This is a genomic window from Bacillus sp. YBWC18, assembly GCF_002998775.1.
GTDB lineage: Bacteria > Bacillota > Bacilli > Bacillales > Bacillaceae > Bacillus.
This window is the reverse complement of record NZ_PVRI01000001.1, coordinates 522,665-544,853: the sequence shown is the minus strand read 5'-3', so window position 1 is coordinate 544,853 and position 22,189 is coordinate 522,665. Positions and strand designations below refer to the sequence as shown.

General features: G+C 42.0%; 28 protein-coding genes. 4 read left to right on the top strand and 24 right to left on the bottom strand.

Annotated features, from left to right (window positions below; all coding sequences use genetic code 11):
- Positions 1-5: 5 nt before the first annotated feature.
- The 5 genes from ftsL to C6348_RS02895 form a co-directional block, all read right to left on the bottom strand.
- Positions 6-353 (bottom strand): cell division protein FtsL, encoded by a 348-nt coding sequence (ftsL, locus tag C6348_RS02915; RefSeq protein WP_106041808.1) that lies wholly within the window; start codon positions 351-353, stop codon positions 6-8.
- A 37-nt stretch (positions 354-390) separates the two neighbouring features.
- Complete coding sequence (gene rsmH / locus C6348_RS02910; protein ID WP_034662564.1) at positions 391-1,323, bottom strand: 16S rRNA (cytosine(1402)-N(4))-methyltransferase RsmH; 933 nt, start codon at positions 1,321-1,323, stop codon at positions 391-393.
- Positions 1,324-1,389: 66 nt separating this feature from the next.
- The gene (gene mraZ, locus C6348_RS02905; RefSeq protein WP_003211163.1) at positions 1,390-1,821 is read right to left on the bottom strand and encodes a division/cell wall cluster transcriptional repressor MraZ; all 432 of its coding nucleotides are present in this window, start codon (positions 1,819-1,821) and stop codon (positions 1,390-1,392) included.
- A 128-nt stretch (positions 1,822-1,949) separates the two neighbouring features.
- Positions 1,950-3,569, bottom strand: a complete 1,620-nt coding sequence (gene bshC / locus C6348_RS02900) for a bacillithiol biosynthesis cysteine-adding enzyme BshC (protein WP_106041807.1) — start codon at positions 3,567-3,569, stop codon at positions 1,950-1,952.
- Positions 3,570-3,634: 65 nt separating this feature from the next.
- Positions 3,635-4,534 (bottom strand): 2-dehydropantoate 2-reductase, encoded by a 900-nt coding sequence (locus C6348_RS02895; RefSeq protein WP_106041805.1) that lies wholly within the window; start codon positions 4,532-4,534, stop codon positions 3,635-3,637.
- 210 nt (positions 4,535-4,744) lie between these two features.
- Here C6348_RS02895 and C6348_RS02890 point away from each other — a divergent pair, with 210 nt between their 5' ends.
- The gene (locus tag C6348_RS02890) at positions 4,745-5,224 is read left to right on the top strand and encodes an N-acetyltransferase (protein ID WP_003211702.1); all 480 of its coding nucleotides are present in this window, start codon (positions 4,745-4,747) and stop codon (positions 5,222-5,224) included.
- A 46-nt stretch (positions 5,225-5,270) separates the two neighbouring features.
- Here the strand turns inward: C6348_RS02890 and gerR are convergent, their stop codons facing one another.
- The 3 genes from gerR to C6348_RS02875 form a co-directional block, all read right to left on the bottom strand.
- Positions 5,271-5,810, bottom strand: a complete 540-nt coding sequence (gene gerR, locus C6348_RS02885; protein ID WP_106041803.1) for a sporulation-specific transcriptional regulator GerR — start codon at positions 5,808-5,810, stop codon at positions 5,271-5,273.
- A gap of 138 nt (positions 5,811-5,948) precedes the next feature.
- A complete protein-coding gene (gene rpmF / locus C6348_RS02880) occupies positions 5,949-6,122 on the bottom strand; it encodes a 50S ribosomal protein L32 (protein ID WP_008354700.1) in 174 nt (57 codons plus the stop codon).
- A 21-nt stretch (positions 6,123-6,143) separates the two neighbouring features.
- The gene (locus C6348_RS02875; RefSeq protein WP_106041801.1) at positions 6,144-6,662 is read right to left on the bottom strand and encodes a YceD family protein; all 519 of its coding nucleotides are present in this window, start codon (positions 6,660-6,662) and stop codon (positions 6,144-6,146) included.
- Positions 6,663-6,868: 206 nt separating this feature from the next.
- On the opposite strand from C6348_RS02875, the gene C6348_RS02870 reads away from it, so the two are divergent.
- Entirely contained in the window at positions 6,869-8,113 is a 1,245-nt protein-coding gene (locus tag C6348_RS02870; RefSeq protein ID WP_189293900.1) for a nucleotidyltransferase, read from the top strand.
- Positions 8,114-8,151: 38 nt separating this feature from the next.
- Here the strand turns inward: C6348_RS02870 and C6348_RS02865 are convergent, their stop codons facing one another.
- Together C6348_RS02865 and C6348_RS02860 are read right to left on the bottom strand one after the other, a co-directional pair.
- Positions 8,152-9,180: a SepM family pheromone-processing serine protease gene (locus tag C6348_RS02865; protein WP_034662581.1), complete on the bottom strand. Its 1,029-nt coding sequence runs from the start codon at positions 9,178-9,180 to the stop codon at positions 8,152-8,154.
- Between the two features lie 4 nt (positions 9,181-9,184).
- Complete coding sequence (locus C6348_RS02860) at positions 9,185-9,964, bottom strand: patatin-like phospholipase family protein (RefSeq protein ID WP_034662583.1); 780 nt, start codon at positions 9,962-9,964, stop codon at positions 9,185-9,187.
- A gap of 158 nt (positions 9,965-10,122) precedes the next feature.
- On the opposite strand from C6348_RS02860, the gene ylbJ reads away from it, so the two are divergent.
- The gene (ylbJ, locus tag C6348_RS02855; RefSeq protein WP_034662586.1) at positions 10,123-11,331 is read left to right on the top strand and encodes a sporulation integral membrane protein YlbJ; all 1,209 of its coding nucleotides are present in this window, start codon (positions 10,123-10,125) and stop codon (positions 11,329-11,331) included.
- 13 nt (positions 11,332-11,344) lie between these two features.
- Here ylbJ and coaD read toward each other — a convergent pair whose 3' ends face one another.
- The 9 genes from coaD to C6348_RS02810 all read right to left on the bottom strand — a co-directional run bounded on the left by coaD (position 11,345) and on the right by C6348_RS02810 (position 16,388).
- Positions 11,345-11,827 carry a pantetheine-phosphate adenylyltransferase gene (gene coaD, locus C6348_RS02850; protein ID WP_034662590.1) on the bottom strand — a complete coding sequence of 161 codons (483 nt, stop codon included), beginning with the start codon at positions 11,825-11,827 and terminating at the stop codon, positions 11,345-11,347.
- A gap of 3 nt (positions 11,828-11,830) precedes the next feature.
- Positions 11,831-12,418 carry a 16S rRNA (guanine(966)-N(2))-methyltransferase RsmD gene (gene rsmD / locus C6348_RS02845; RefSeq protein ID WP_258182064.1) on the bottom strand — a complete coding sequence of 196 codons (588 nt, stop codon included), beginning with the start codon at positions 12,416-12,418 and terminating at the stop codon, positions 11,831-11,833.
- Positions 12,419-12,698: 280 nt separating this feature from the next.
- Positions 12,699-12,971, bottom strand: a complete 273-nt coding sequence (locus C6348_RS02840; protein WP_003212137.1) for a YlbG family protein — start codon at positions 12,969-12,971, stop codon at positions 12,699-12,701.
- Positions 12,972-13,037: 66 nt separating this feature from the next.
- A complete protein-coding gene (gene ricF / locus C6348_RS02835; RefSeq protein WP_007499807.1) occupies positions 13,038-13,487 on the bottom strand; it encodes a regulatory iron-sulfur-containing complex subunit RicF in 450 nt (149 codons plus the stop codon).
- 57 nt (positions 13,488-13,544) lie between these two features.
- Positions 13,545-13,952: a hypothetical protein gene (locus C6348_RS02830; protein ID WP_034662597.1), complete on the bottom strand. Its 408-nt coding sequence runs from the start codon at positions 13,950-13,952 to the stop codon at positions 13,545-13,547.
- Positions 13,953-14,024: 72 nt separating this feature from the next.
- On the bottom strand, positions 14,025-14,273 hold the full coding sequence (locus tag C6348_RS02825; RefSeq protein ID WP_034318044.1) for a YlbE-like family protein: 249 nt from the start codon (positions 14,271-14,273) through the stop codon (positions 14,025-14,027).
- 19 nt (positions 14,274-14,292) lie between these two features.
- Complete coding sequence (locus tag C6348_RS02820; protein ID WP_106041797.1) at positions 14,293-14,691, bottom strand: YlbD family protein; 399 nt, start codon at positions 14,689-14,691, stop codon at positions 14,293-14,295.
- A gap of 108 nt (positions 14,692-14,799) precedes the next feature.
- The gene (locus tag C6348_RS02815; protein WP_106041795.1) at positions 14,800-15,843 is read right to left on the bottom strand and encodes a CAP domain-containing protein; all 1,044 of its coding nucleotides are present in this window, start codon (positions 15,841-15,843) and stop codon (positions 14,800-14,802) included.
- 122 nt (positions 15,844-15,965) lie between these two features.
- Positions 15,966-16,388, bottom strand: coding sequence for a CBS domain-containing protein (locus C6348_RS02810; RefSeq protein WP_034663862.1), 423 nt, complete (start codon positions 16,386-16,388; stop codon positions 15,966-15,968).
- Positions 16,389-16,549: 161 nt separating this feature from the next.
- Here C6348_RS02810 and C6348_RS02805 point away from each other — a divergent pair, with 161 nt between their 5' ends.
- Positions 16,550-16,915: a YugN family protein gene (locus tag C6348_RS02805; protein WP_060596179.1), complete on the top strand. Its 366-nt coding sequence runs from the start codon at positions 16,550-16,552 to the stop codon at positions 16,913-16,915.
- Between the two features lie 235 nt (positions 16,916-17,150).
- On the opposite strand, the gene ctaG is transcribed toward C6348_RS02805, so the two are convergent.
- The 5 genes from ctaG to coxB all read right to left on the bottom strand — a co-directional run bounded on the left by ctaG (position 17,151) and on the right by coxB (position 22,120).
- Complete coding sequence (ctaG, locus tag C6348_RS02795) at positions 17,151-18,029, bottom strand: cytochrome c oxidase assembly factor CtaG (RefSeq protein WP_060596178.1); 879 nt, start codon at positions 18,027-18,029, stop codon at positions 17,151-17,153.
- A gap of 30 nt (positions 18,030-18,059) precedes the next feature.
- Positions 18,060-18,389 (bottom strand): cytochrome c oxidase subunit IVB, encoded by a 330-nt coding sequence (gene ctaF, locus C6348_RS02790; protein WP_003211520.1) that lies wholly within the window; start codon positions 18,387-18,389, stop codon positions 18,060-18,062.
- A 2-nt stretch (positions 18,390-18,391) separates the two neighbouring features.
- Entirely contained in the window at positions 18,392-19,012 is a 621-nt protein-coding gene (gene ctaE, locus C6348_RS02785) for a cytochrome c oxidase subunit III (protein WP_034662610.1), read from the bottom strand.
- Entirely contained in the window at positions 19,012-20,883 is a 1,872-nt protein-coding gene (ctaD, locus tag C6348_RS02780) for a cytochrome c oxidase subunit I (protein ID WP_106041793.1), read from the bottom strand. Before ctaD ends, ctaE begins: the two co-directional genes overlap by 1 nt.
- A gap of 169 nt (positions 20,884-21,052) precedes the next feature.
- Complete coding sequence (coxB, locus tag C6348_RS02775) at positions 21,053-22,120, bottom strand: cytochrome c oxidase subunit II (protein ID WP_106041791.1); 1,068 nt, start codon at positions 22,118-22,120, stop codon at positions 21,053-21,055.
- Positions 22,121-22,189: the final 69 nt, after the last annotated feature.

Here is a 22,189-nt window from a genome sequence, read left to right as displayed (position 1 = left end):
CCATGTTAATCGACCTGCTTAACATCTTTCGATATGCTTAGGCCTGCTTTTTTTGCGGCTTCGATGATTCTTTCTGGTTCACTCAGCAAGTCTTTTTCCTTTTGAAGCTCAGTGATCTTCTTCGATTCTAAAGATACTTGCTGTTCTAATTTCTGCACTTCAATATTGGCGTGATAGACAGCAAAGGCTTTAGAAATGATGAGAATGGAGCTGCACATAAGAGCCATGACAAACATGACAAGTAAGATTTTTTCACCAAGTGTGATAGAACCTCTTCTTTTAATGACAACCGATTGGCCTTGCTGCTCTGTTTGATGTTGCTTCACTTCTCTTTGATAAGCCAAATTACTCATAAGAAACCTCCTTTTTATCATCATCTATGGTGTCGTTTTACTTTTTTTCTGCAATTCGGAGCTTCGCTGAACGGGCACGGTTGTTATGTTCCAGCTCTTGTTCTGATGCAACGATCGGTTTTCTCGTGATCAGCTTCAGCTTTGGTTCAAGTCCTTCTGGAATCACTGGTAGTCCGTGCGGAAGTTCTGGAAGAGAAGACATTTCTCTAAATGTACTTTTACAAATCCGGTCTTCAAGTGAATGGAATGTAATGACAGAAATTCTCCCCTTCGGATTGAGTAACTCTATTGCTTGTTCTAGTGCTTCTTCAAATACTTTCAATTCATCATTTACGGCAATTCGGATCGCTTGAAACACTCTTTTCGCTGGATGTCCGCCAGTTCGTCTTGCAGGTGCCGGAATTCCTTCTTTGATAATGTCGACAAGCTCACCCGTTGTTTCAATTGGCGCTTTTTTTCTTGCTTCTTCAATTTTGCGTGCGATTTGCTTGCTGAATTTTTCTTCCCCATATTTGTAGAAAATCCGAACTAGATCTTCAAATGGCCATTCATTTACCACTTTTTTTGCCGACAATGCAGCTGATTGATCCATTCGCATGTCAAGAGGTGCATCATGGTGATAACTAAAGCCTCTCTCTGGTGTGTCGAGCTGAGGAGATGAAACCCCAAGATCAAAAATCACACCGTCTACGCTTGTAATACCTTGTTCATTCAGACGTTCTTTTAAATATCGGAAGTTGCTTTTTATGAAAAGAATGTTCGCTTTAGCATCCGCGAGCTTCTCTCGTGCATGATCCAGTGCAGCATCGTCTTGATCAAATCCAATCAATGTTCCTTTTTCTGATAATTGAGATAGTAAATATGAGCTATGACCTGCTCCGCCCAGCGTGCAGTCCACATATGTACCGTCTTCTTTTACGTTTAAACCGTCAACTGTTTCTTTTAATAATACTGTCTCATGTTGAAACATGATGTTATGGTCCCACCTTTTTCAAATAGAAATGAATGTGTAGAAAGCTTGCTGCACAAGGGATTATTATATATCAAATCCAATCATGTTTTCAGCAATTTCAGCAAAAGAATCTTCTTGCTCTTCTGTATATTGTTCCCAGATCGACTTACTCCACAACTCAATTCGATTTGAAACGCCGATGACCACACATTCTTTTTCGAGTTTTGCATATTGGAGTAGGTTTGATGCGATGTTTATACGCCCCTGCTTGTCCAGATCGCATTCGACTGCGCCAGAGAAGAAGAACCGGGTAAACGCACGTGCATCTTTTTTCGTTAGCGGTAGTGCTTTGAGTTTCTCTTCGATTAGTTTCCACTCACTCATAGGGTAGCCAAATAAACATTGATCAAGCCCTCTCGTCAGCACAAACTGTTCTCCGAGACCGTCTCTAAATTTAGCAGGGATGATCATGCGCCCTTTTGTATCAATCGTATGCTGGTATTCACCCATGAACATGATAATCAGAGCCCCACTTTCTCACCCTTACTCTCCACTATCCACCACTTCTCTCCACAAAACTTATTCTACACTGTTTCTACATAAAAAAAAACCCTGAACTAGTCAGGGTTCATTAAAACTTTATTTCAAAGTTTGACAATTTGTTGCTTGTTTTGAAATGAAAATGGCAGATTTTTGAACGTTTTGAAGAATTCTGGTCCATATTTGTTTAAAAAATACATGATATTCCAAATTCTTTCTTGCGGGGCGTCCAGTGGTTTTAAACTATTTTCAATCCGTTCAAAGTCCCGAAGGATATATCCTTCCTTCTCTTCCACACGCTGCGCCACCTTTTGATAAACAAATTGAAGCTGGTCTTCGATAAATTTGGCATTTTTATCTAGCAGCTGCTCGAAGTTTGGTTCAATCTCCAGTGCTTCTTGTCTCATCACGCCATGAGCATTCGCTAATTCACGTTTGGCCTGTTGAACTGCTTGAACAAAGCTGTCTGGAAGACTTTGTTCAAAGTGCGCTTCTTTCTTTTCATTCACTCCGCTTGTCAGCACTTCTTCTACCGACAGTTCTCTAACCGGCAGTTTCTTGTTGATGTGCCTTTCAAGAATGGTCACATGCAGTCTCGGAAGAACAGGCGCCATCTTCAATTTAAAATGCTCAAAGATTCCTTTCAGTTCTCCCCAATAGTTAACCTCACCGTGTCCTGCCATAAAAGCAAGTGTTGGGAGAAGGGTTTCCTGCATCAAGGGACGCGTCACCACATTGTTGCTAAACCGTTCTGGGTGCTCCTCAACTTCCTGCAGAAGCTCTTCCTTTGTCCATGTAAGCCCCACTTCTGATATAGAAAACCGGCCGTTCTCTTTCTCAATTAGGAAACGTTCCTCATCATATTCGTAAAATAGGTTTGCCTGATTGTCACCAGCTTCAATGATCGGCTGATATCCTGCTCGCTTCATGGCAGCCTGCGTGTCTTTTAAGCGAGTAGTGACTGCATCATTTGTCTCGACAATGTGCTTGAATAACGCACGCTCAAGCGGTTTGACACCTAAGTCGCCTGAATTAAATAAAAGCAGCCCATCTTCTTCAAAGAGGTCGCATACAATCCATTCAAAGAAATCAGTAAAGGTTTGTGATTTGCGTAAACATCGAAGAAGCTGATCGAGCAAGTCATTGGTGTACTCAGATTCTTCATATGTTGAAAACACATCACGGAGCCATTTCTCGGTTTTTTCTTGATCAAGCGGGATTCTTTTCGCAGCCGCTTTTTTGACGTTATGTAATGGCAGCTTTTGTTTAGCTGGACCTTTTTCGCCAGACGTGTACACAAAATTAATTTCATCTACGTCATGATCCTCACCGGCTACCCAAAAGACTGGAATCACAGGGACCCCAAGCTCTGTTTCTTTTTCTTTTGCAAACTGAATGATGGATATGATTTTATGTATGGTATAAAGCGGTCCTGTTAATAGACCAGCCTGCTGTCCTCCAACCACCATGACACTCCGTTCATCACGGATCTTTTCAATGTTCTGACGCATCGCTTCCGATTCAAACTTTGCATGGTATGCGCTCATATAATCCGCTAAAGCCTCGCGCGGGAAGCTCATTTCCATGAGATCGTCGTATCTCTTTTTCCATGTGTGCTCAGAATGTATATCATAATCAAAAAAAGTCGTCATCTCTTTTTTTTCTTCTATATAATCACGTATGAATAAATTCTGACTTCGGATGGAAAGTTCAGTCAATTGCATGTTTAGAACTTCCTTTCTTCAATAAATAGTTAGTTTCCCGAAAAAAGTATAGCATGTAAATGATCTCACTCAAAAGATTTTGTTTGCTTTTTTTCCAATACTTCCAAGCTTCGATAAAAGAAAGTGAGATGTGGCGCCAGAATCTCTTGAGCTTGAGCCTTTTTTAAAAGATAGCCAACGATGGCTTTTCTTTCGGTTTGGCGGCCTTTCACTATATCTTGAAGCATAGACGACTGATTAGCAGCCGTTTTCTCACAAATAGAGATGACATAAGGCCAGAGCCGCTCTTTTTCAGACAATCCCAAGATGGATACCGCTTCATCAAATGCACATTTCATCATGTATTCATATGAGGGGTTTGCGATCAATTCCCCGTTTCTCACATGCAGCAAAGCCGTCAGCGGATTAATACAGACATTGACAAGCAGTTTTTCCTCCAGCACCTTTTTCCATTCATCCGTATAGATCATTTGAAAATGAGATGATGTCTCATTCAATGCATTTTTTATATCAGCTGCTTCCTCATGCTGAAATGCCCCCCACTTGATGACACCAATACCTGTATGGTTCACTGCATGATCTGACATCTTCATTGCCCCGTGTTCTACCACACCTATATATAATGAATGTGCCGTTTTCCAATTCTCCAAATCTAATAAGTGAGCCATTCCGTTCTGTAAAAATAAGATACGCTGACGAGGTAATGTCGATAATTCATCGAGCACATCTTGCAAATGATGATATTTCACCGTCACGATGAGCAAATCAAATACTCCTGTTATTTCTGTCTGTGCATGAACAGCCGCCTGACATGTTTCTCCTTTTACTGTTCGCTGAATGCCTGATGCTCGAATTTCTTCTGCCTGCTCTTTTCTTCTTGTAAAGACCGTGATGTCATGATGCTGTGATAAATAACTAGCACAAAGCAGACCAATCGCACCGCCGCCAATGATTCCAATGTTCAACTGCCGCACTTCCCTTTTTCTGTTTACTTCATTATATCAATTATTGTAACAGGTTCATGTCGTGATGCAAAAAGCAGATGGCGCGCTATGATTGAATTTTTTTAATTTAAAAACTATAATAATAAGTGTAAAAACTTTTCGAGGCGGATGGGATGAAAACGCCTTCAATGACATCACTGTCGACATTATGTGTGTAAGGGGGAAGATCATATGGCACAAGTAAAACGACTTCTAATTAATTACAAAACTTTAGAGGAATTTAAACAATTTAAGGAATACGGCATACAAGAGCTATCCATGCTTGAAGACCTTGAAAGCAATATGATTGAAAATGACAGCAACTCTCCATTTTACGGGATTTATTTTGGAGATAAGCTAGTGGCACGTATGAGCCTTTATCAAGTGGACGGCTCAACGACAACGTATTTTAACCACAACCATGATTATTTAGAGCTGTGGAAGCTGGAAGTGCTTCCTGGGTATCAGCGCAAAGGGTACGGCGAAGCACTTGTTGAATTCGCCAAATCGTTCGGATTGCCAATTCGGACCAATCCGCGCGTCAAATCAGCCGGTTTTTGGGATAAAATGGGCTTTGAAGCAGTAAAATATGATATGGAGCGTGATAAGGGTGAAAATCCACTCATCTGGGAGCCCGCTCATATTCAAAAAAATACAGGTGAATCCGCTTAAAGACTGATCACAAAACGCCCCTCCTTTCTCTGTGAGGGGCGTCTCTTTATTTAGCATATTCTTTTAAGCTGATATTCTGTTTGACTCTTTCAACAATACCAATGAGTGCCCGGTAATCTTCTTCTGTCATTTTTAATTGCCGCTTCAAGTGTTCATTTTCTTCTGTAAGTGACTTCAATTGATGCTGTGCATCTGCCAGTTCCTCGCGTAAATGAGCAGGTCCATCAGGTTCTTTTTCAAGCTGCTCTAAAAACTGAATCACTTCTCGAAGGGTCAATTCAGCCTGAATTGAAGATGTCTTCTCTTCTATGGTTAACGCATGCTGTGGTAAACCAGAGGAATGAATACCTAATTTTTTACGCAGTTCTTTCCGCTGTTTTTTCGCCAGCTCTATGCCTGCCTGATATTGTTTTCTAACGTATGAGTTCCACCTGAAACCACATGCTGCAGCTGTTCTTGACAATGCTTTCCCGACTTCCTCAAATGCGGAAAGCTGCGTTCCTCCATCTCGAATGTGCCTTAAGACGACTTCTGCTAAAAGTAAATCTTCATCTTGTGTCCATGCGTCCTGCCTTGTAATCGTCAATTGATCATCCCCCCTGAATCTGAATACCACATCATATGCGCCTACTAGAGTAGATAGACTATTTGCAGGAGAGAAACCTAAAAAATAGACAAATAAAAAAACGCAAGGGAAGATTCCCTCACGTTTTTTTATCAAGCATTAGTTGCTTTTTACGTCTTTGCCTTTGTATGTTCCGCAAGATTTGCAGACACGATGAGAAATTTTCATTTCACCGCATTCTGGGCAAGCTACCATACCAGGTACTTGTAGTTTGAAATGCGTACGACGCAATCTTTTTTTCATTTTAGAAGTTCTTCTAAAAGGTACAGCCATTATTCCCACCTCCTTAAAGAGTTAAGATTCATTATTTTCTTCTAAGAGCTTCTTCAAGCCTTCCAGACGCGGATCAATTCGGTTTTGATGTGCATCTTCCGAAATGACCGCCCAGTCATCCCCTTCTTGTGGTGCAGCACCTTTTACATCCGTTTGGTCGCAAAAGATTTGCATCGGCACTTCAAGAAGAATTTCTTCCTTGACTATAGGCGTTAAGTCGATGATGTCGTCTTCTACAATAGAAACGTCTTCATCTTCTATATCGTCTGTCTTATGAAGTACAAATAGTTCTTTCGTTGAAATCGCAAATGGATAATTTACATCAACAAGCGTTCTTGAACAAGGCAATGTCATTTCACCTGTGATGGTTAAATCAAATGCGACTTGCTTTGATTCGATCACTCCAGTCCCTTTCACCTCTACCGGTGAAATGCGACGTATATCTGAATGAAGGCTAGTAAGTTCATTTAAGTCAACCGTCTCATGAAAATCGAAGCTGTTTTTAGCTTTTTGATGTAACTGATAAACTGTCCATTTCAATTGTATCACCTCTAAGAGCAACAAACATGATTATAGCTTTCATCATGTTATTTGTCAATATTTTTTCTTTACAGTCCTTTGTGATGTCAGAGGGTTGTTTGACATCAGTTCGCGGAATGCCTACACTGAAAAAAATGGGCTTCATTTTTCCCTTATGCTACTGTAGCATAGACCATTTAACCATAGCAAGAAAGGCGGAACATCTATTGAAAGCAACAGGAGTCGTTGTCGAGTATAATCCATTTCATTATGGACATGCCTATCATGTTCGTCAGGCGAAAACACATACCTCCTCAGATGTTGCCATTGCCGTCATGAGCGGTTCCTTCCTCCAGCGCGGTGAGCCTGCCATCGTCTCAAAATGGACGCGGACAAAAATGGCGCTGCAAAACGGTGTAGACATTGTGTGTGAGCTTCCATACATATACGCAGTGCAAAAGGCAGAAACCTTTGCAAACGGTGCTGTGGCGATTCTAGATGCTTTAAAATGCCGCTCCCTTTTTTTCGGCAGCGAGGATGGTGACATTAAAGCATTTGAGCGAACGGCTCATGCTTGGCATGAGAAAAAAGGAGAAATTGACCTTTTCACAAAAGAAAAGGTGAAAGAAGGCCTTAGTTATCCAGCAGCTGCAGCAGCTGCGTTTCAAGAGGTGATTGATCCTAACCAGTTACTGGATCTGTCCAAGCCAAATAACATTTTAGGTTTCCATTATGTCAAAGCCATCTTGGAGAGATCCCCTCACATGCAGCCCTTTACCTCTCAAAGGATTTCATCTGGTTATCATGATGAAGAACTTCCTAAAAATCAGAAAATCGCAAGCGCAACAAGTATACGAAAAGCCTTAAAAGATCACGGCACATTTGAAACAGTCGCCCCATATCTCCCAGAAGCTACGCTCAAGCAATTACATGACTATCATTCTTCTTATGGTCTTTTACATACACAAGAAGCCTACTTTAGCTTCTTAAAACAAGTCTTTCACACAATGGATACAGCAGAACTAGAAGGCATCTATGAAATCGAAGAAGGCATCGAACACCGCATGCAAAAGGCGATTTCACATGCGTCCTCCTACGAGGAATATCTATCTCTTGTGAAAACAAAACGATATACGTGGACAAGGCTGCAGCGGATGAATACACATCTCTTAATGAGGGTGAAAAAGAGTGCCATGCATGAGCTGCTGAAAGAGAGAGAAGCGCCTTACATTCGTTTACTTGGTATGTCAAAGAAAGGGCAGCAATACTTATCTCTTGTGAAAAAAGAATTGGACGTGCCGCTCATAAGCAAGCTGTCTGCCTTTTCACATCCCGCACTTGATCTTGATATTCGCGCGTCCCGCGTCTTCAGCCTGCCCGTTAGTGAGCCAATGCAAACGGACTTAACGGAAGCGGAGTTTAAAACCTCACCGATCCGATATGATGAAGAGACTGGTCTCTTCCAGTCTTAACAAGAAGAGCAGCCTTGATGAAGGCTGCTCTTCTTTGATTAAGATGCTTTCTCTTTTAATTTGTTTAAATAGTTCAGGGCATCTTGCATCGTATCTACAGGCACAATTTTCATATCACTTTTAATATCTTTCGCTGTTTTGACAGCATTTCGGTAGTCTGAATTTGAATCACCTTTATCGTTTGGTGCAAAGAATATATCTTTTCCGGCTTTATCTGCCGCCACGACCTTTTGATCGATTCCGCCAATTGGACCGACCGTTCCATCGGCGTCAATCGTCCCGGTTCCCGCAATCGCATAGCCATGTGTTTCGTCTTCTTTTGTCAGCTGGTTATAAATTTCAAGTGACATCATGAGACCTGCTGATGGGCCGCCGATATTTTCAATATCCACCTTAATGGAAGGCGAGACTTTCACATTTCGATCTGTAAATAAGGATACACCGATTCCAACTCGATTCGGCTCTTCTTTAAATGGTTTTAACGTCACTTTCTCCGTGATGTCTTTGCCATTTCGTTCAAGGACAAAACGGACAGATGTACCTGCTTTTTTGCTGCTGATATACGAAACCATTTTATCAGCAGAATCATAGGTCTTGCCATCAACGCTTTTGATTCGGTCGCCCACTTCAATTTTGCCGTAAGCAGGCATTCCTTTCATCACGTAGCTTGCATATACCCCGTTAAACGTATAATCTACTTTTTTGCCTGCTTTTGTATACGCTGCAATCATGGCATTTTCTTGAGAGCTTTTCATCAGCTGAAGCTGTCTTTTCATATAATCTTCATCCGACTCCCCGTCCGCTTTAATATTTTCTTCCGGGACGATCTCGTCATATTTATTCATTTTCGCAAGCAAATACGTATACGGATTGGCTGGACCTACTTTTATCGTCATAAGTGAGAAGCTGCCCTTCTCGCCATATCCGCCGTCTACTTGAATGTGGGGAGCAATCTCGGTTGCATCACCCGGCTTTGTCACGTAATATGGCAGTTTGACAAAGGTTAAGCCAAATAATACAAGGATAACGACAAAAAAGCTGAGCCAGCGAATATTCAATTTTTTCATTCGATTAACACTCCCATTTATCAATGACATCTTTCAGTTTACCTGTTAGTTGATCTGCGGCGAGCTCACCTGCTTCAATCATCTCCTGCACCTGTGTAAATGCACTCGAGCTAAATGTTTCAAGCCTCGGCCGGATCATGACATCAGCGTGAATGGTTTGATGACGGACCAATTCATTTTGAAGGATGTCCAAACTTTGCATAATCACATCCGATAATCTCGTCGCCTTTTCTGTTTTTTTCACCCTTGATACATCAGAGGCGATAATGAGGTCTGCGCCCATTTCTTTTAAAACAGACACAGGAATGCGGTCAACAACCGCTCCATCGACTAGCTGTCTGCCGCCCATTTCATGAGGAACAAACACGCCCGGAATGCTGATGCTTGCTCTGACTGCTTGTGAAACAGACCCTTTTTTAAACACGACCTTCTCCCCTGTCTCGAGGTCACAGGCAACCACCGCAAGGGGCATTCTTAATTCTTCAAATTTCTTCCCATATGTAAACGTGTGAATCAGCTGCAACATTCGATTCCCTTTTAAAAGACCGATTTTTGGCAGTGTATAGTCAGCATAATACTTTCTTCTGAAGACAAGTGCAAGTTTTTTCATTTTTTCTACGTCTTGTCCTGCCGCATAAAAGCTCCCAACAAGTGCGCCAATACTGCTGCCAGCGATCATATCTACCTGAATTCCTTGTTTCTCAAGACTAGATAAAACTCCGATATGCGCCATTCCCCTCGCACCCCCGGAGCCTAACGCAAGTCCAATGACTGGTCGCCTCATGAAAATCCACCCTCCTCTTTTCTATGCATATATACGAATCTATTGGTCTAAACATGCCTCTTCTGCTCGTATAGTAATAGAAGACAGGCTCGGCTAGTGTCTTTCTTTTTTGATCACGAGCTCGCCAATAGATCATAACAGCAAGGGGCGAAATCTCCATGAAAAAATGGAACACTCTGTTCATCGCTGCTTTTTTTATCTTTTTAACAGCCACTGTGATTACACATCCACAAGCCTCTTTGCAAGCGTCTAAAAATGGACTTGCAATGTGGTGGGAGGTTGTATTTCCATCATTGCTTCCTTTTTTTATTTTGTCCGAGCTATTAATTAGTTTCGGGATTGTCAGATTTGTCGGGGTATTATTAGAGCCATTTATGCGCCCCATCTTTCGAGTGCCTGGTGTAGGGGGATTTGTCCTAGCAATGGGAATGGCATCAGGCTTCCCTTCTGGTGCGAAATTAACCACAAGACTCAGGCAGGAAGGACAACTGACACAAATCGAAGCAGAGCGCCTCGTTTCTTTTACAAATTCATCGAATCCATTGTTTATTTTCGGTGCGGTGGCTGTTGGTTTTTTTCATCATCCAGCTTTAGGGATTGTTTTGGCATGCGCACATTATTTAGGGAATCTCGCTGTTGGTGTGACGATGCGGGGATATAAAGCGCGGCATGATGCACATCTGAGAAGCCGTAAGCGATTTTTATTCCCACCGTTTCAAGAGGCATTCAGCGCTCTTCATACAGCAAGACTCGCAGAGAAAAGACCGCTCGGCCAAATTTTAAGTGATGCGGTGATGTCATCAGTCCAAACTCTCTTTATGATTGGCGGCTTTATTATCTTATTTTCTGTATTTAGTAAAATGCTGTCAGTTGTTCATGTGACGGACCTCTTATCCATAGGGATCGGATATATGCTGCAAACGATGCATCTTCCGCCAGAATTAGATCTTGCGATGATTGCCGGTTTATTTGAAATCACATTAGGAAGTCAGCTGACAGGGTCACAGGAAGTCACCCTTCTTGCTAAAACGATTGTCGTCAGCTTTATATTAGGATTCAGCGGGTTTTCTGTTCAAGCTCAGGTCGCCGGCATTCTGGCGGCAACAGATATACGCTTTAAACCGTTTTTCTTCGCTCGTTTGCTTCACGGAATTTATGCAGCTGTTTTTGCCTTTTTATTGTTCAAGCCTCTTTATGTCTCTCGATCTGACATGGCTCTCCCAGCAGGTGCCTTTGAAGCAAGCCAGCAGGTCGTCGTGTATAGCAGTGTGCTTTGGAATCAGCTTGTGACAGCTGGCCCATTGATCACGCTATGCAGCTTGATCTTGTATATCGCGCTATACTATCAGAAATTTAAAAAAGGATGAGTGCACGGTGCACTCATCCTTTAAATTTTTCTTTCAGCGCTGCTTCTACCTCTTTTGGGACAAGATCTTTGACTGATCCATGATATTTCGCTACTTCTTTGACAATGCTGGAACTTAAGAAGGAATATTGATTGTTGGTCATCATGAAAAACGTTTCAATTTCATCGTTTAACACTTTATTCATTGATGTGCCTTGCATTTCATATTCAAAGTCCGTCACAGCTCTTAATCCGCGTAAAATGACTTTGGCTTCTTTTTGTTTCGCATAATCAATAAGCAGACCGTGAAAGGATTCAACTTTGATATTTGGCAGATCCTTCGTCGCCTGGCGAATGAGCTCACACCGTTCTTCAACGGTAAATAACGGTTGTTTGGATGAGTTATTTAGTACACATACATACACTTCATCAAAGATCTTTGCACCTCTTTTGATGATATCCAAATGGCCCAATGTGACTGGATCAAAGCTACCCGGACAAACGGCTATATTTCCCATGCTTTAATTTCCCCGCTTTCTATAGATCGTAATACCAGTCAACCCGTACAGTTCCTGTCTTGATATGTAAAGCTGTCCAGCTTCCTCTGGCAGTGTGACGTCCTTATCATGCTCACACACGATCACGCCGTCATCTGTTAATAAGGCATGCTCGTCAATCATTTCAAGAAGTGCTTTCAGCTGTTGATCTTTATAAGGCGGATCAAGAAAGATCGCTTGAAAGGATTCCTCTCGTTTCACAACGGCTGAGAGTGCACGCTTTGCCTCGTTTCGAAACACTTCACTTTGATCGAGCAGCGACAATTGATTAAGGTTTCCTTTAATCGTCTGAATTGCCTTCATATCTCGATCAACGAAAATGCAATGATCGAATCCTCTGGAAAGCGCTTCAATTCCTAAACCACCGCTTCCCGCAAATAAATCAAGGGCCCATCCGCCATCAAAATACGGGCCGATCATATTAAATATCGATTCTTTTACTTTATCTGTCGTCGGTCTTGTTGATTGACCTGGTACCGCTTTAAGTGTGCGGCCTTTTCTCGTTCCAGAGATGACTCTCATTTTCCCACCACTTTTTCTGCTTGCTTCTATTGGTTATTGTTTATGACAAAAAATTCAACATTATCTTACCACAACACTCCGCAGGGGACAATGCAAGGATTTTCATTCATTTTCTATGTATAGATCAAGGAAAGCGGGGTCATACTATTTATAACAGCATCTGATGTGGTGCTGTTGCCAACCGCGGAGAAGACTTACGTTTCCCCATAAGTTCTTCCTCCGGTTTCTCCTCTCCCTTTGCCTTCTCCTTAATGAATCATTAAGAATAGAAGGACCCCGCGGGTGATGCCGCGGGGATTTTTTTGTGTCTTTAAAAGCCCACTTTATAATCATACTCTTTTGCTTTGTCCAATTTGGATTCGTACTCTAATTTAATAAAAGGTTTATATGAAGGCTCAACACGCTTCACAAATGGCAATGAGCTGAGCTTAGCCATATGACGCTCGAGATCATTCATATCACAATAGATCACTGCATACTTCATTTTCCTTGAAATATAGTGAACATTTCCAAATTTTCTTAGCGCCTTTGACTGCTTTAACGAATGCAGCCAAACGACCATCCCTTGACGTTTGGTTTCCATCTTTTCACCTGCCGCTTTTTCAATTCTTTTCAGTCATTATGTAAAAGACGAGACATTCAAGTCTCGTCAAGATACTTTACAGCCACAGCTGCCACCTGATCCACAGCCACCGCCGCATGATGATAGACCATCAAAATATGGGTTCCCTGTTGGAACTTTGATATATGCTGATACAGCTTGACCGATTTCAATACTAATCTCATCTAAGATGGATTGAATCGCTGTTTCTGCTTTTTTGAAATCAACCACTGTATCGTGAAGATCTAACTTTCTTTTGACCTCACGCATTTCCTTTGAGATCGTTCTATAGTCCGGATGGTATTTGCCGAACCGCTGCACATCCTCATATTGCTCTTTTACTTTTGTAAAATGGGCAATAATTTGTTGGGCTTCTTCGTCTTGCTGGAGACGCTTAAAGCAGTTGCGGTAATGTTCAGCCTCCTCCGACTGAAGAATCATGGCAGCCAATTGATTCGCTTCCTCTTGGAGCTCCACAGATTCGATTGTCGCATACATAAATGTTGCACCTCCAATTCATAGTTTACCACGAAACCTATGGATCAGAAAATGCTTTTACGTGACAAATACATCCCATGTTTCTCTTTTCTGCTTATATTCTGGATGACGGGAATTGAGCACAACGGTCATTTTATGCTTTCCTTTTGAAAGATGCTTGACCACAAATGCAGCAGTATACTCATTGCCTGCACGTTTTCCGTCTACATACACTGTAAAATATCCCGTCTTCTCATTCTTTTTTAGACGCGAAGGTTCAAGATGAAAATCTTGTAGTGTACTTTCTATATAGACAGAAGACCCCTGCACTTTGTATTTTAAAAAGCCTTGCTGCTTCATTTCGCTTTCGGCTTGCTGCATCACTGGTACAGCTGGATCTTGCTTCGTGACTTGCTTCTCTCCATGTTGACTTTGACACCCGGTGACAAGAAAAAGCAATGCGCATATTGACAGCATCCATTTCATCTTCTGATTCTCCTTTCATCTACTTTTATAGGATGCTCAGGAAATAGACATCTTAATCAACTCAAAAAAGCCTCACCCGGCTCCATTTTGATTGCGCATTGCTTGGAACATTTGAATCATCATTTCAGCCATTTGGACACTGTTGCTCAACTGACTCACACGATGAGGAATGGTTTTTTCGTAAAAATTCATTTTATCTAATTCAAAGGACGATAGCTTTTCAGGATGTCGAGTCAGCTGTCTGTACCAGAGAGGACGCTGTCTGATGAATTTGATTCGATCCTCTTCGGCCATGACAAACTCCTGTACTTCTTTCCGCACCAAAAGCATCCCCTTTCAATTAATCTTTCCTGAAGGAGAATGGGTGCTGACTGCCTCCAGATGAACCTTTCTTTGAGCCATTTGATGAAAATTGTCCGAGTAAGCTTTGTAAAGAGGAAATAGACTGGCTCATTTTGTTGATTTGTTCATTCATTTGATCAGCGTCCATTTTTTTCACAGCAGAAACCATTTTAGACATAAAATCTGCTTTTCCCAATTCACTTGGCTTAGAGGCTTTTTCTTCTTTACCGCCTTTATAAGGAGACCACATATCGTCTTCTTCACCAAACATGATCCAATTTTCGTATACACTTTGCCAGCTTTTTTCTTGCGTTTGCACTTCTTGAATTAACTTCGGATGGCGTCTGACGAATTGTTTAAATTCATCAATGGATGTTTGTTTTTGTTTGTTTGTCATATCCTCACCCCCCATACAAATGCCTACTATACTATATACACCAGCAGCTATTTTGGTGAGCCTCTTTTTCAATCAAAAAAACAGCTGCGATTGTGCAGCTGCTTTCGTTTAAGATGTTTTCTTGATGAAGTTTTGGGTGTAATATTTTTCTTTCACACCTACGCCAAGGTGTGTGTAATCTTTATTTAATAACGCCTTCCTGTGACCTTCACTATTGAGCCAGCCTTCTACCGCTGCAGGTCCATCTACATAATTATAGGCAATGTTTTCACCTGCGAGCTGAAATGCCACCTCGCCTCTTTCTAACCGGTCTTTCAGCGTACCGTATTTTTTAGATTCATGGGAGAAATAATGACTCTCTTTCATGTCCTCACTATGCATGAATGCCACTTCAGAGGTTTCATCATCCCACCTTAAGGTCGGCAGTTTGTACTTATGACGGATAATATTGGTCATATCAAAAATTTGTTTTTGACTGGAAGCTTCGATCTCTTTCCATTTTTCACCTGATATTGCCTCAGGTTCTATCAATTGACCACGATAGACGACCTCATATGGCTTTTGTTTCACAAATGTATCTGCGTTAAACGCCCTGATACTTGAAAGAGTGCTTTCAAACTTATCCATGTAAAGCTGAACATACACATCATCTCCCACTTTCACAGTGGGTCTTGTATTCATATCATCTTCTGAGAATTCAAAGCGGTATGAATTTTGTTCATCCTCTACATGAATGTAAGGTGCAATTTGTGTTTTTTTAAATACTTCACTTGTGGCTTGACCGATTTTAAACGGTTCGACATTGAGCCCGTCTCCTGTTGCAAACAGGGTCACCACTTTACTATCCTTTACCCCTACTTGAATATAGTGCTTCTTCGATTGGTTGTATATCCACCAGTCATAATCATATGCGGAAGGATCAATGCGATCTGGTTCTCCCAGCTGTTTAAGCACTTCGTTTGAAGATTTCCCCATAAAGGACATGAGCCCCTTTTTCGGGATGTTGATCGGCTTATCGCTAGATGTTTCTTCATTAGACACCTTCGGTTCATTGCTGTTTTCTTTTTCTGGTGAAGATCCATATTGAATAAACAGAACGTACGTTCCAGATATAATCAGGAGGATGAGGAGTGTTTTGAGCACAGTTTTCAAATAAACACCTCCGTTAAATTGGCAAGGTACAAAAAGTACCTTCTACTGTCATTTAAACAAAACTCGCTTCATTTATCAACGACAATACAGCCTATTTAACACGAATTTAAAATATGCCCCTCTTAATGAAGAAATCCTTGCCCGTGATCTTGATCCTGTTGAGAGATTTCTGTCAGTGCATCTCCCGCGCGATCATTTGATAAATCTTCGACTGATAAATCTCCAAGAGCGACAATCCCTGTTAATGCGCCATTTTTCACAACAGGAATGCGGCGGAGCTGGTGCTCTGACATGAGCCGGACAATTTCTTCAAGCGTTGCATCTTCTTCAGCTGTCAGTACTTCCTTCGTCATCAGCGAGCCCACTTCCTGTGAGTTTGGCTTTTTTTCTGCAATGCCTCTGAGTACAAGGTCACGGTCTGTCACTATGCCAACGAGCTGATCTCCGTCAACCACCGGAATGGCCCCAATGTCCGCGTCTCTCATTTTGACTGCCGCTTCATACGTATTGTCGTCTTGCTGGCATGTCACTACTTTTTTTGTCATAATATCTTTGATTTTTTTCGTTTTCACATCGATTCCTCCATCTGTTATTTTCTTTATTACTGTAACCAGGTTATAAAAGAACATACCTTTCACAGTTGAAAGTTTAACGCTTTCATACTATGATTGTCAGTAAAGGGAATTTTTATAAGGAGGGGTTTTGGGTGAAGTTTGAAGGTACGGGGATTGAAAAGGTAGCAGCTGACTTAAATAAATTAGATTTCATCATGGAAAGTGAAGGATTTGTACGAGCCGATCAATGGGATTATGAGCGTGTGACGTACGACAGAAAGTATAACATGGTAGAGGGAACCTTTTATTTACGGATTTCCGGCTACGCCACCGAAGGAGATGTTGGTTCCAAAAGAGCACACATACAGCTTCTAACACCTTTACTTGGAAAACATTATTATCCGCACGGTGTTGAATACGGCGAAGGCGAAGATTTCCCTAAATCTCTCATCCAATCAAGCAAGAAAACGCTTGAACAGCTGAAAGATAAACTAGAAGCAATGACTGCTGAAGCATAAACGAAAGCACAGCCATATGGCTGTGCTTCAGCGTGTAGACAAACCCTTGCATTCTTTGTCAGCCCTGTGCGCTGGTGCTCACGAATGTCAAATTCGCTCCGCGCCAGTGCTCGTCCTTCCTAGACTTCAAAGGTTTTCTATTACGCTGAAAATGAAAAGAAGACAAAGGGCTAAAATCAAGATCATTTTAGCCCTTTGTCAACAATCTGAGCACAGCCATACGGCTGTGCTTTTTTCATTCATATTTCGGAATCAGCGCATCTGGTACGGCATCTTTCGCTCTTTCTTTTCTTGCCCAGTCAAAGAACACAACAGCAAGGATCGAGCCGTACACAATCTCCTGAATAATTTTCATCAAAATCGCGCCTAGCTGCTGGTCCTCTAGCAGCGGCAAGGTATGGAACATTTCAGGACCTGTGAGCGCAAGGCCTGCCAGCATATCACTTGGCACGCATAAGTGCAGTGCCTGTATCCAAGCGCCAGCATCAGAATATGTTGCATAGATCGGTGCCTCACTAAACATGATGAGAGCACACGCAGGAGTCATCAATATTCCGTCTGCCATGATATAACCAAGCTTTAAAATGCCTGTAATCTGCGGCTGACTTTGGACTTTATGAACGAGCGGCCACCACATGAAAAAGGCAGCGATAAAAATGACCACCGTCATCAACGCATGATAAAACGGATCTGTTTTCACAAAATCAAACACAAGCGGAATGTGATACATCGAAAACAAGCCGTTAAATCCAAGCAATGCAATTAAAGGCTTGGAAAACAAACGAAAAATTTGCTGAATGCCTGGTGTTTGTATGATCCGCTCCCAAATGGCCGCAGGTAATCCTGTAATAAGGAGAGGCGGAATGACTAAATAGAGCACCGCCATTTGCGCCATATGTGCACTAAACATAATATGCCCCATTAAATCAATTGGGCTTCCTTTCACGGCGTATAACAGGACAAGCCCCGTCAGAAACAACGTTTTCTCTTTCACCGTCGCACGGTGCTTTCCCTTTGTCACAAGAAGCAGATAAAGAGCAGCTGCTATGACAATACTAGTCAAATAGTAAGGGCTCCATAATGCCCGAAATCCGAATATTTCTAAGTTCTCCATTGCTGCGCCTCCTTCAAGGGCAAAGCGGGCTTACCACCAAATAATGGTCAAAAAGGCTAATACGGTAATAAACGCGACAAACACACCTGAGTAAAGAAACAATGCGGGTGTTTCATGCCCTTTTTGGTTCATGTGCATAAAATAATAAAGCTGAAAAGCCACCTGAATAACTGCAAGCAATAAAATAAATGGTACTGCGAACCAGTTCCCAACGTCTTCTGAAGCAATTGTTAAAAAGGCAACAAAGGTTAATCCAATCATCAAGCCGAAAGAAATGAGCTGATGCTTCATTTCTTCGGCATTTTTCTTTTTACGGTATACAAGATCGACTTTAGACTGATTTGTGTTTTTATTTCCCATTCTTATCCCACCATTCCCATTAAATATACAACGGTAAAGATGAAGACCCACACAACATCAATGAAGTGCCAATACAGACTTGCCACATAATATTTCGGCGCATTGTATAAATCGAGTCCGCGTCTCATATTTCGAATCATAAGAGCGGTAATCCAGCAAAGTCCGAAGGCGACGTGAGCCCCGTGAGTTCCGACAAGTGTATAGAAGGAAGAACCAAGAGCTGAGCTGGTAATTGTAAATTCATACGCATGCACATAATGATAGAACTCATAAATCTCAACCCCTAGAAATGAAGCACCTAATAGCACAGTTACGCCAAGCCAAAGCTGCATCTTTTTAAAGGCAAAGTTTTTCATATGATACATTGCATACACACTCGTTAAACTGCTCGTCAGCAGAAGCATCGTGGCAATAAAGACAAGTGTGAGATCAAACATATCAGTTGTTTTTGCTCCGCCTGCATTAGAGTTTTTCAGCGCCAAATAAGTGGCAAAGAGCGATGCAAACAGAACGGTTTCTCCCCCAAGAAACAACCAGAACCCGACGAACTTATTCTTTCCTTCTAACGTGGCTTTCTCAGGAGAAGCCGGAAAGGTTTCTGCTGTCATTTTTTGTGGTTCCATTATGCTTTCACCCCTTTATCATCGTCATCGGTCAAATCTTCTTTGTGAATATGGTACCCATGATCATCTTTAAGAGAGCGAACCAGCATGGTCGCAAATGTAATGCCAAGACCAATGAAAATCACTGGAAGCCCCCAGCTGTGCTCTTGACGATACATGAAGCCAAACGCTGACGCAAATAGACCGAATGAGATAATGACAGGTAAGATGGAATTATTCGGCATGTGAATATCATCGAGCGGTTCAGATGCTGTCATTCCTGTTTTACCATCCATTTTTTCAATCCATAATGGATCTAGTCCTCTGACAAGCGGAAGCTGTTTAAAGTTGTATTCTGGCGGAGGTGAAGACACTGCCCATTCAAGCGTTCTTCCATCTCCCCAAGGATCGCTCGATACACGCTCTCCTTTTGCTGTAGTCCAGATGATGTTAATCAGCATGATGACAACAGCTACAAACATAAACAGTGCCCCAATCGTACTGATCAAGTTCCCAAGGTCTAGCCCCTGACCTGGCAGGAATGTAAAGACTCGGCGCGGCATGCCCCAAAGACCGAGAAAATGCTGGATAAAGAAGGTTAAATGGAAACCAGTGAAAAACAGCACAAAGCCAATTTTCCCAAGCTTCTCATTTAGTATTTTTCCAAACATCTTCGGCCACCAGTAATGCACACCAGCTAAAATACCGAATACGACCCCGCCTATAATGACGTAGTGAAAATGCGCCACGACAAAGTACGTATCATGGAACTGATAATCTGCTGCAGCTGCTGCTAGCATGACTCCGGTTACCCCGCCAAGTAAAAACGACGGTATAAAGGCAACGGAATACAGCATCGGCGTTGTAAACTTCACATTACCGCCCCATATGGTGAGCAGCCAGTTGAATACTTTAATTCCTGTAGGCACCGCAATCGCCATCGTGGCTACAGCAAAGATCGCATTGGCAATCGGACCAAGTCCTGTTGTGAACATGTGATGCGCCCACACCATGAATCCAAGGAAACCAATTAATACAGTAGCGAACACCATGGACGAATACCCAAACAACCTTTTCCTCGCAAACACTGGAATGATTTCAGAGAATATTCCGAATGCTGGCAGGATTAAAATATATACTTCTGGGTGTCCGAAAATCCAGAACAAATGCTCCCAGATGATTGTATTTCCGCCGAGCTCTGGATTGAAAAAGCTCGTATCAAACATTCTATCAAGCATCAGCATCGCAAGCCCTGCTGTAAGTGGCGGGAATGCGAATAAAATCAGTGCTGAGGCGACAAATGTCGTCCATGTAAAGAGCGGCATTCTCATATACGTCATACCAGGCGTTCTCATATTAATAATCGTTGCAAGAAAGTTGATCCCGGCAATCAGCGTACCAATACCCGCTATCTGCAAACCTAAAATATAGAAATCCATGCCGTGCCCTTCTGAATTCAGCGTGAGCGAGGCGTATGCAGTCCAGCCTGCATCAGGTGATCCACCCATAAACCATCCAAGGTTTAAGAAAATTCCTCCGAAAAAGAACAGCCAAAAACCAAGTGAATTCACAAACGGAAACGCTACGTCACGTGCACCAATTTGAATGGGTACAACCGCATTCATTAATGCAAATAAAAGCGGCATTGCTGCAAGGAAAATCATCGTTGTTCCATGCATCGTCATGACTTCATTGTAAAACCCTGCACTTACAAAATCATTTTCAGGGATGGCTAGCTGAATACGGATAATCATCGCTTCCAGGCCGCCAATTAAAAAGAAAAATCCCCCTGCCACTAAATATAGTACGGCAATTTTTTTGTGGTCAACCGTCGTCAAGTAATCCCATAAGACAGCGCCAAACCCCCGCTTTTTAGCTATTGTACTCACCATGAAATCCCCCTCTTATCTCCCATTTGCCCCTTTTCATATAGATGTCTATCTTAACTTTACACAGACTGTGTCTGACAGATGGCTACTCTCGGTTGTAGAGACATATTCGGGAGCTCTTAACAAAAACTTCACATCGATCACATACCCTCTTGCACATTCGCATTAGAAATTACTCGATTTTAAGTCCTTTTAAATACTCATAAAGTGCATCTGCTTCTGAGTCATTTAATTTAGGGTACGTCCCTGTCATTTTATTCCCTGGTTTAAAGCTCTCTGGATCTTTCAGCCATGCTTTCACATTTTCTTTGTTCATATCTTTGATTCCAGCTACTTTCGTTCGGTCTCCGAAGGTCGCAAGGTTTGGTGCCGTCCTTGCCGCTTCCGGCCGTTCGTCACCAGGCTCTACTGCATGACAGCTCAAGCAGTTTTTCTCTTTAAATAATTTTTCACCTTCAAGTGCGAGATCTTTTGTGGATGTAGGCTTCTTGTAATCAGCCATTTTTTTCGTCCATCCCAAAAACTCATCTTGAGAAAGCGTTTTAACTTTAAAGTCCATTAAAGCATGCGAGGGACCGCAAAGCTCTGCACACTTCCCGTAGAAATATTCTCCTGCATCTTTCGTTCGTTTTGAATCAAAGGTTAAATAAAACTTGTTTTCATTTTCTGTGTTTGTATCAATTTTACCTCCAGCCGATGGAATCCAGAAAGAGTGTTTCACATCGGATGCTTTCAGCTTAAAGTACACCTTTTGATCTGTCGGTACAATCAATTCCTGACTTGTGACAATCCCATAATCAGGGTATTCGAATTCCCACCAATATAAACTGGCTCTTACATTGACAACAAGTGTCTTTTCAGGATCTCGTTTTTTCTTATCCATAGCGCTTGTATCCCCAAGCTCAAGCGTGTATGCCACAACAGGCACAACGAGAATAATGAGGAGAAGAATCGGAATCGCTGTCCACGTAATTTCCAGGTTACGGTTCCCTTCCACCTGCTTTGGAATCGTATCTTCTCCCACTTTAGAACGTTTGAATTTAATGATGACGTAAAAGAAAATGATCGATACAACAATGACGACAAGAACCATAATGAGTGTACTCAGTACCGTTAGGAAAAACTGTTTATCTGCTACTTCCCCAACTGGTTTGAGTGTTGATAAGTATGGTTCACCACAGCCCGCCAAAACGAGCGTCAGTAAGAGAAACAGTGAATAAACACGCCATTTTCTTATCATAATTTGTCCCAACCCCTTTTGCTTGATCTCCTTTGCCTTTCGCTTTTTACCTCTTATTTATAAAATCAC

Excerpts from the sequence above, each read along its gene's own strand:
- ftsL (WP_106041808.1), bottom strand. The coding sequence starts at position 353 with ATGAGTAATTTGGCTTATCAAAGAGAAGTGAAGCAACATCAAACAGAG.
- rsmH (WP_034662564.1), bottom strand. The coding sequence starts at position 1,323 with ATGTTTCAACATGAGACAGTATTATTAAAAGAAACAGTTGACGGTTTA.
- mraZ (WP_003211163.1), bottom strand. The coding sequence starts at position 1,821 with ATGTTCATGGGTGAATACCAGCATACGATTGATACAAAAGGGCGCATG.
- bshC (WP_106041807.1), bottom strand. The coding sequence starts at position 3,569 with ATGCAATTGACTGAACTTTCCATCCGAAGTCAGAATTTATTCATACGT.
- C6348_RS02890 (WP_003211702.1), top strand. The coding sequence starts at position 4,745 with ATGGCACAAGTAAAACGACTTCTAATTAATTACAAAACTTTAGAGGAA.
- rpmF (WP_008354700.1), bottom strand. The coding sequence starts at position 6,122 with ATGGCTGTACCTTTTAGAAGAACTTCTAAAATGAAAAAAAGATTGCGT.
- C6348_RS02865 (WP_034662581.1), bottom strand. The coding sequence starts at position 9,180 with ATGAAAAAATTGAATATTCGCTGGCTCAGCTTTTTTGTCGTTATCCTT.
- C6348_RS02860 (WP_034662583.1), bottom strand. The coding sequence starts at position 9,964 with ATGAGGCGACCAGTCATTGGACTTGCGTTAGGCTCCGGGGGTGCGAGG.
- ylbJ (WP_034662586.1), top strand. The coding sequence starts at position 10,123 with ATGAAAAAATGGAACACTCTGTTCATCGCTGCTTTTTTTATCTTTTTA.
- coaD (WP_034662590.1), bottom strand. The coding sequence starts at position 11,827 with ATGGGAAATATAGCCGTTTGTCCGGGTAGCTTTGATCCAGTCACATTG.
- C6348_RS02840 (WP_003212137.1), bottom strand. The coding sequence starts at position 12,971 with ATGGAAACCAAACGTCAAGGGATGGTCGTTTGGCTGCATTCGTTAAAG.
- ricF (WP_007499807.1), bottom strand. The coding sequence starts at position 13,487 with ATGTATGCGACAATCGAATCTGTGGAGCTCCAAGAGGAAGCGAATCAA.
- C6348_RS02830 (WP_034662597.1), bottom strand. The coding sequence starts at position 13,952 with ATGAAATGGATGCTGTCAATATGCGCATTGCTTTTTCTTGTCACCGGG.
- C6348_RS02820 (WP_106041797.1), bottom strand. The coding sequence starts at position 14,691 with ATGACAAACAAACAAAAACAAACATCCATTGATGAATTTAAACAATTC.
- C6348_RS02810 (WP_034663862.1), bottom strand. The coding sequence starts at position 16,388 with ATGACAAAAAAAGTAGTGACATGCCAGCAAGACGACAATACGTATGAA.
- ctaG (WP_060596178.1), bottom strand. The coding sequence starts at position 18,029 with ATGGAGAACTTAGAAATATTCGGATTTCGGGCATTATGGAGCCCTTAC.
- ctaF (WP_003211520.1), bottom strand. The coding sequence starts at position 18,389 with ATGGGAAATAAAAACACAAATCAGTCTAAAGTCGATCTTGTATACCGT.
- ctaE (WP_034662610.1), bottom strand. The coding sequence starts at position 19,012 with ATGGAACCACAAAAAATGACAGCAGAAACCTTTCCGGCTTCTCCTGAG.
- ctaD (WP_106041793.1), bottom strand. The coding sequence starts at position 20,883 with ATGGTGAGTACAATAGCTAAAAAGCGGGGGTTTGGCGCTGTCTTATGG.
- coxB (WP_106041791.1), bottom strand. The coding sequence starts at position 22,120 with ATGATAAGAAAATGGCGTGTTTATTCACTGTTTCTCTTACTGACGCTC.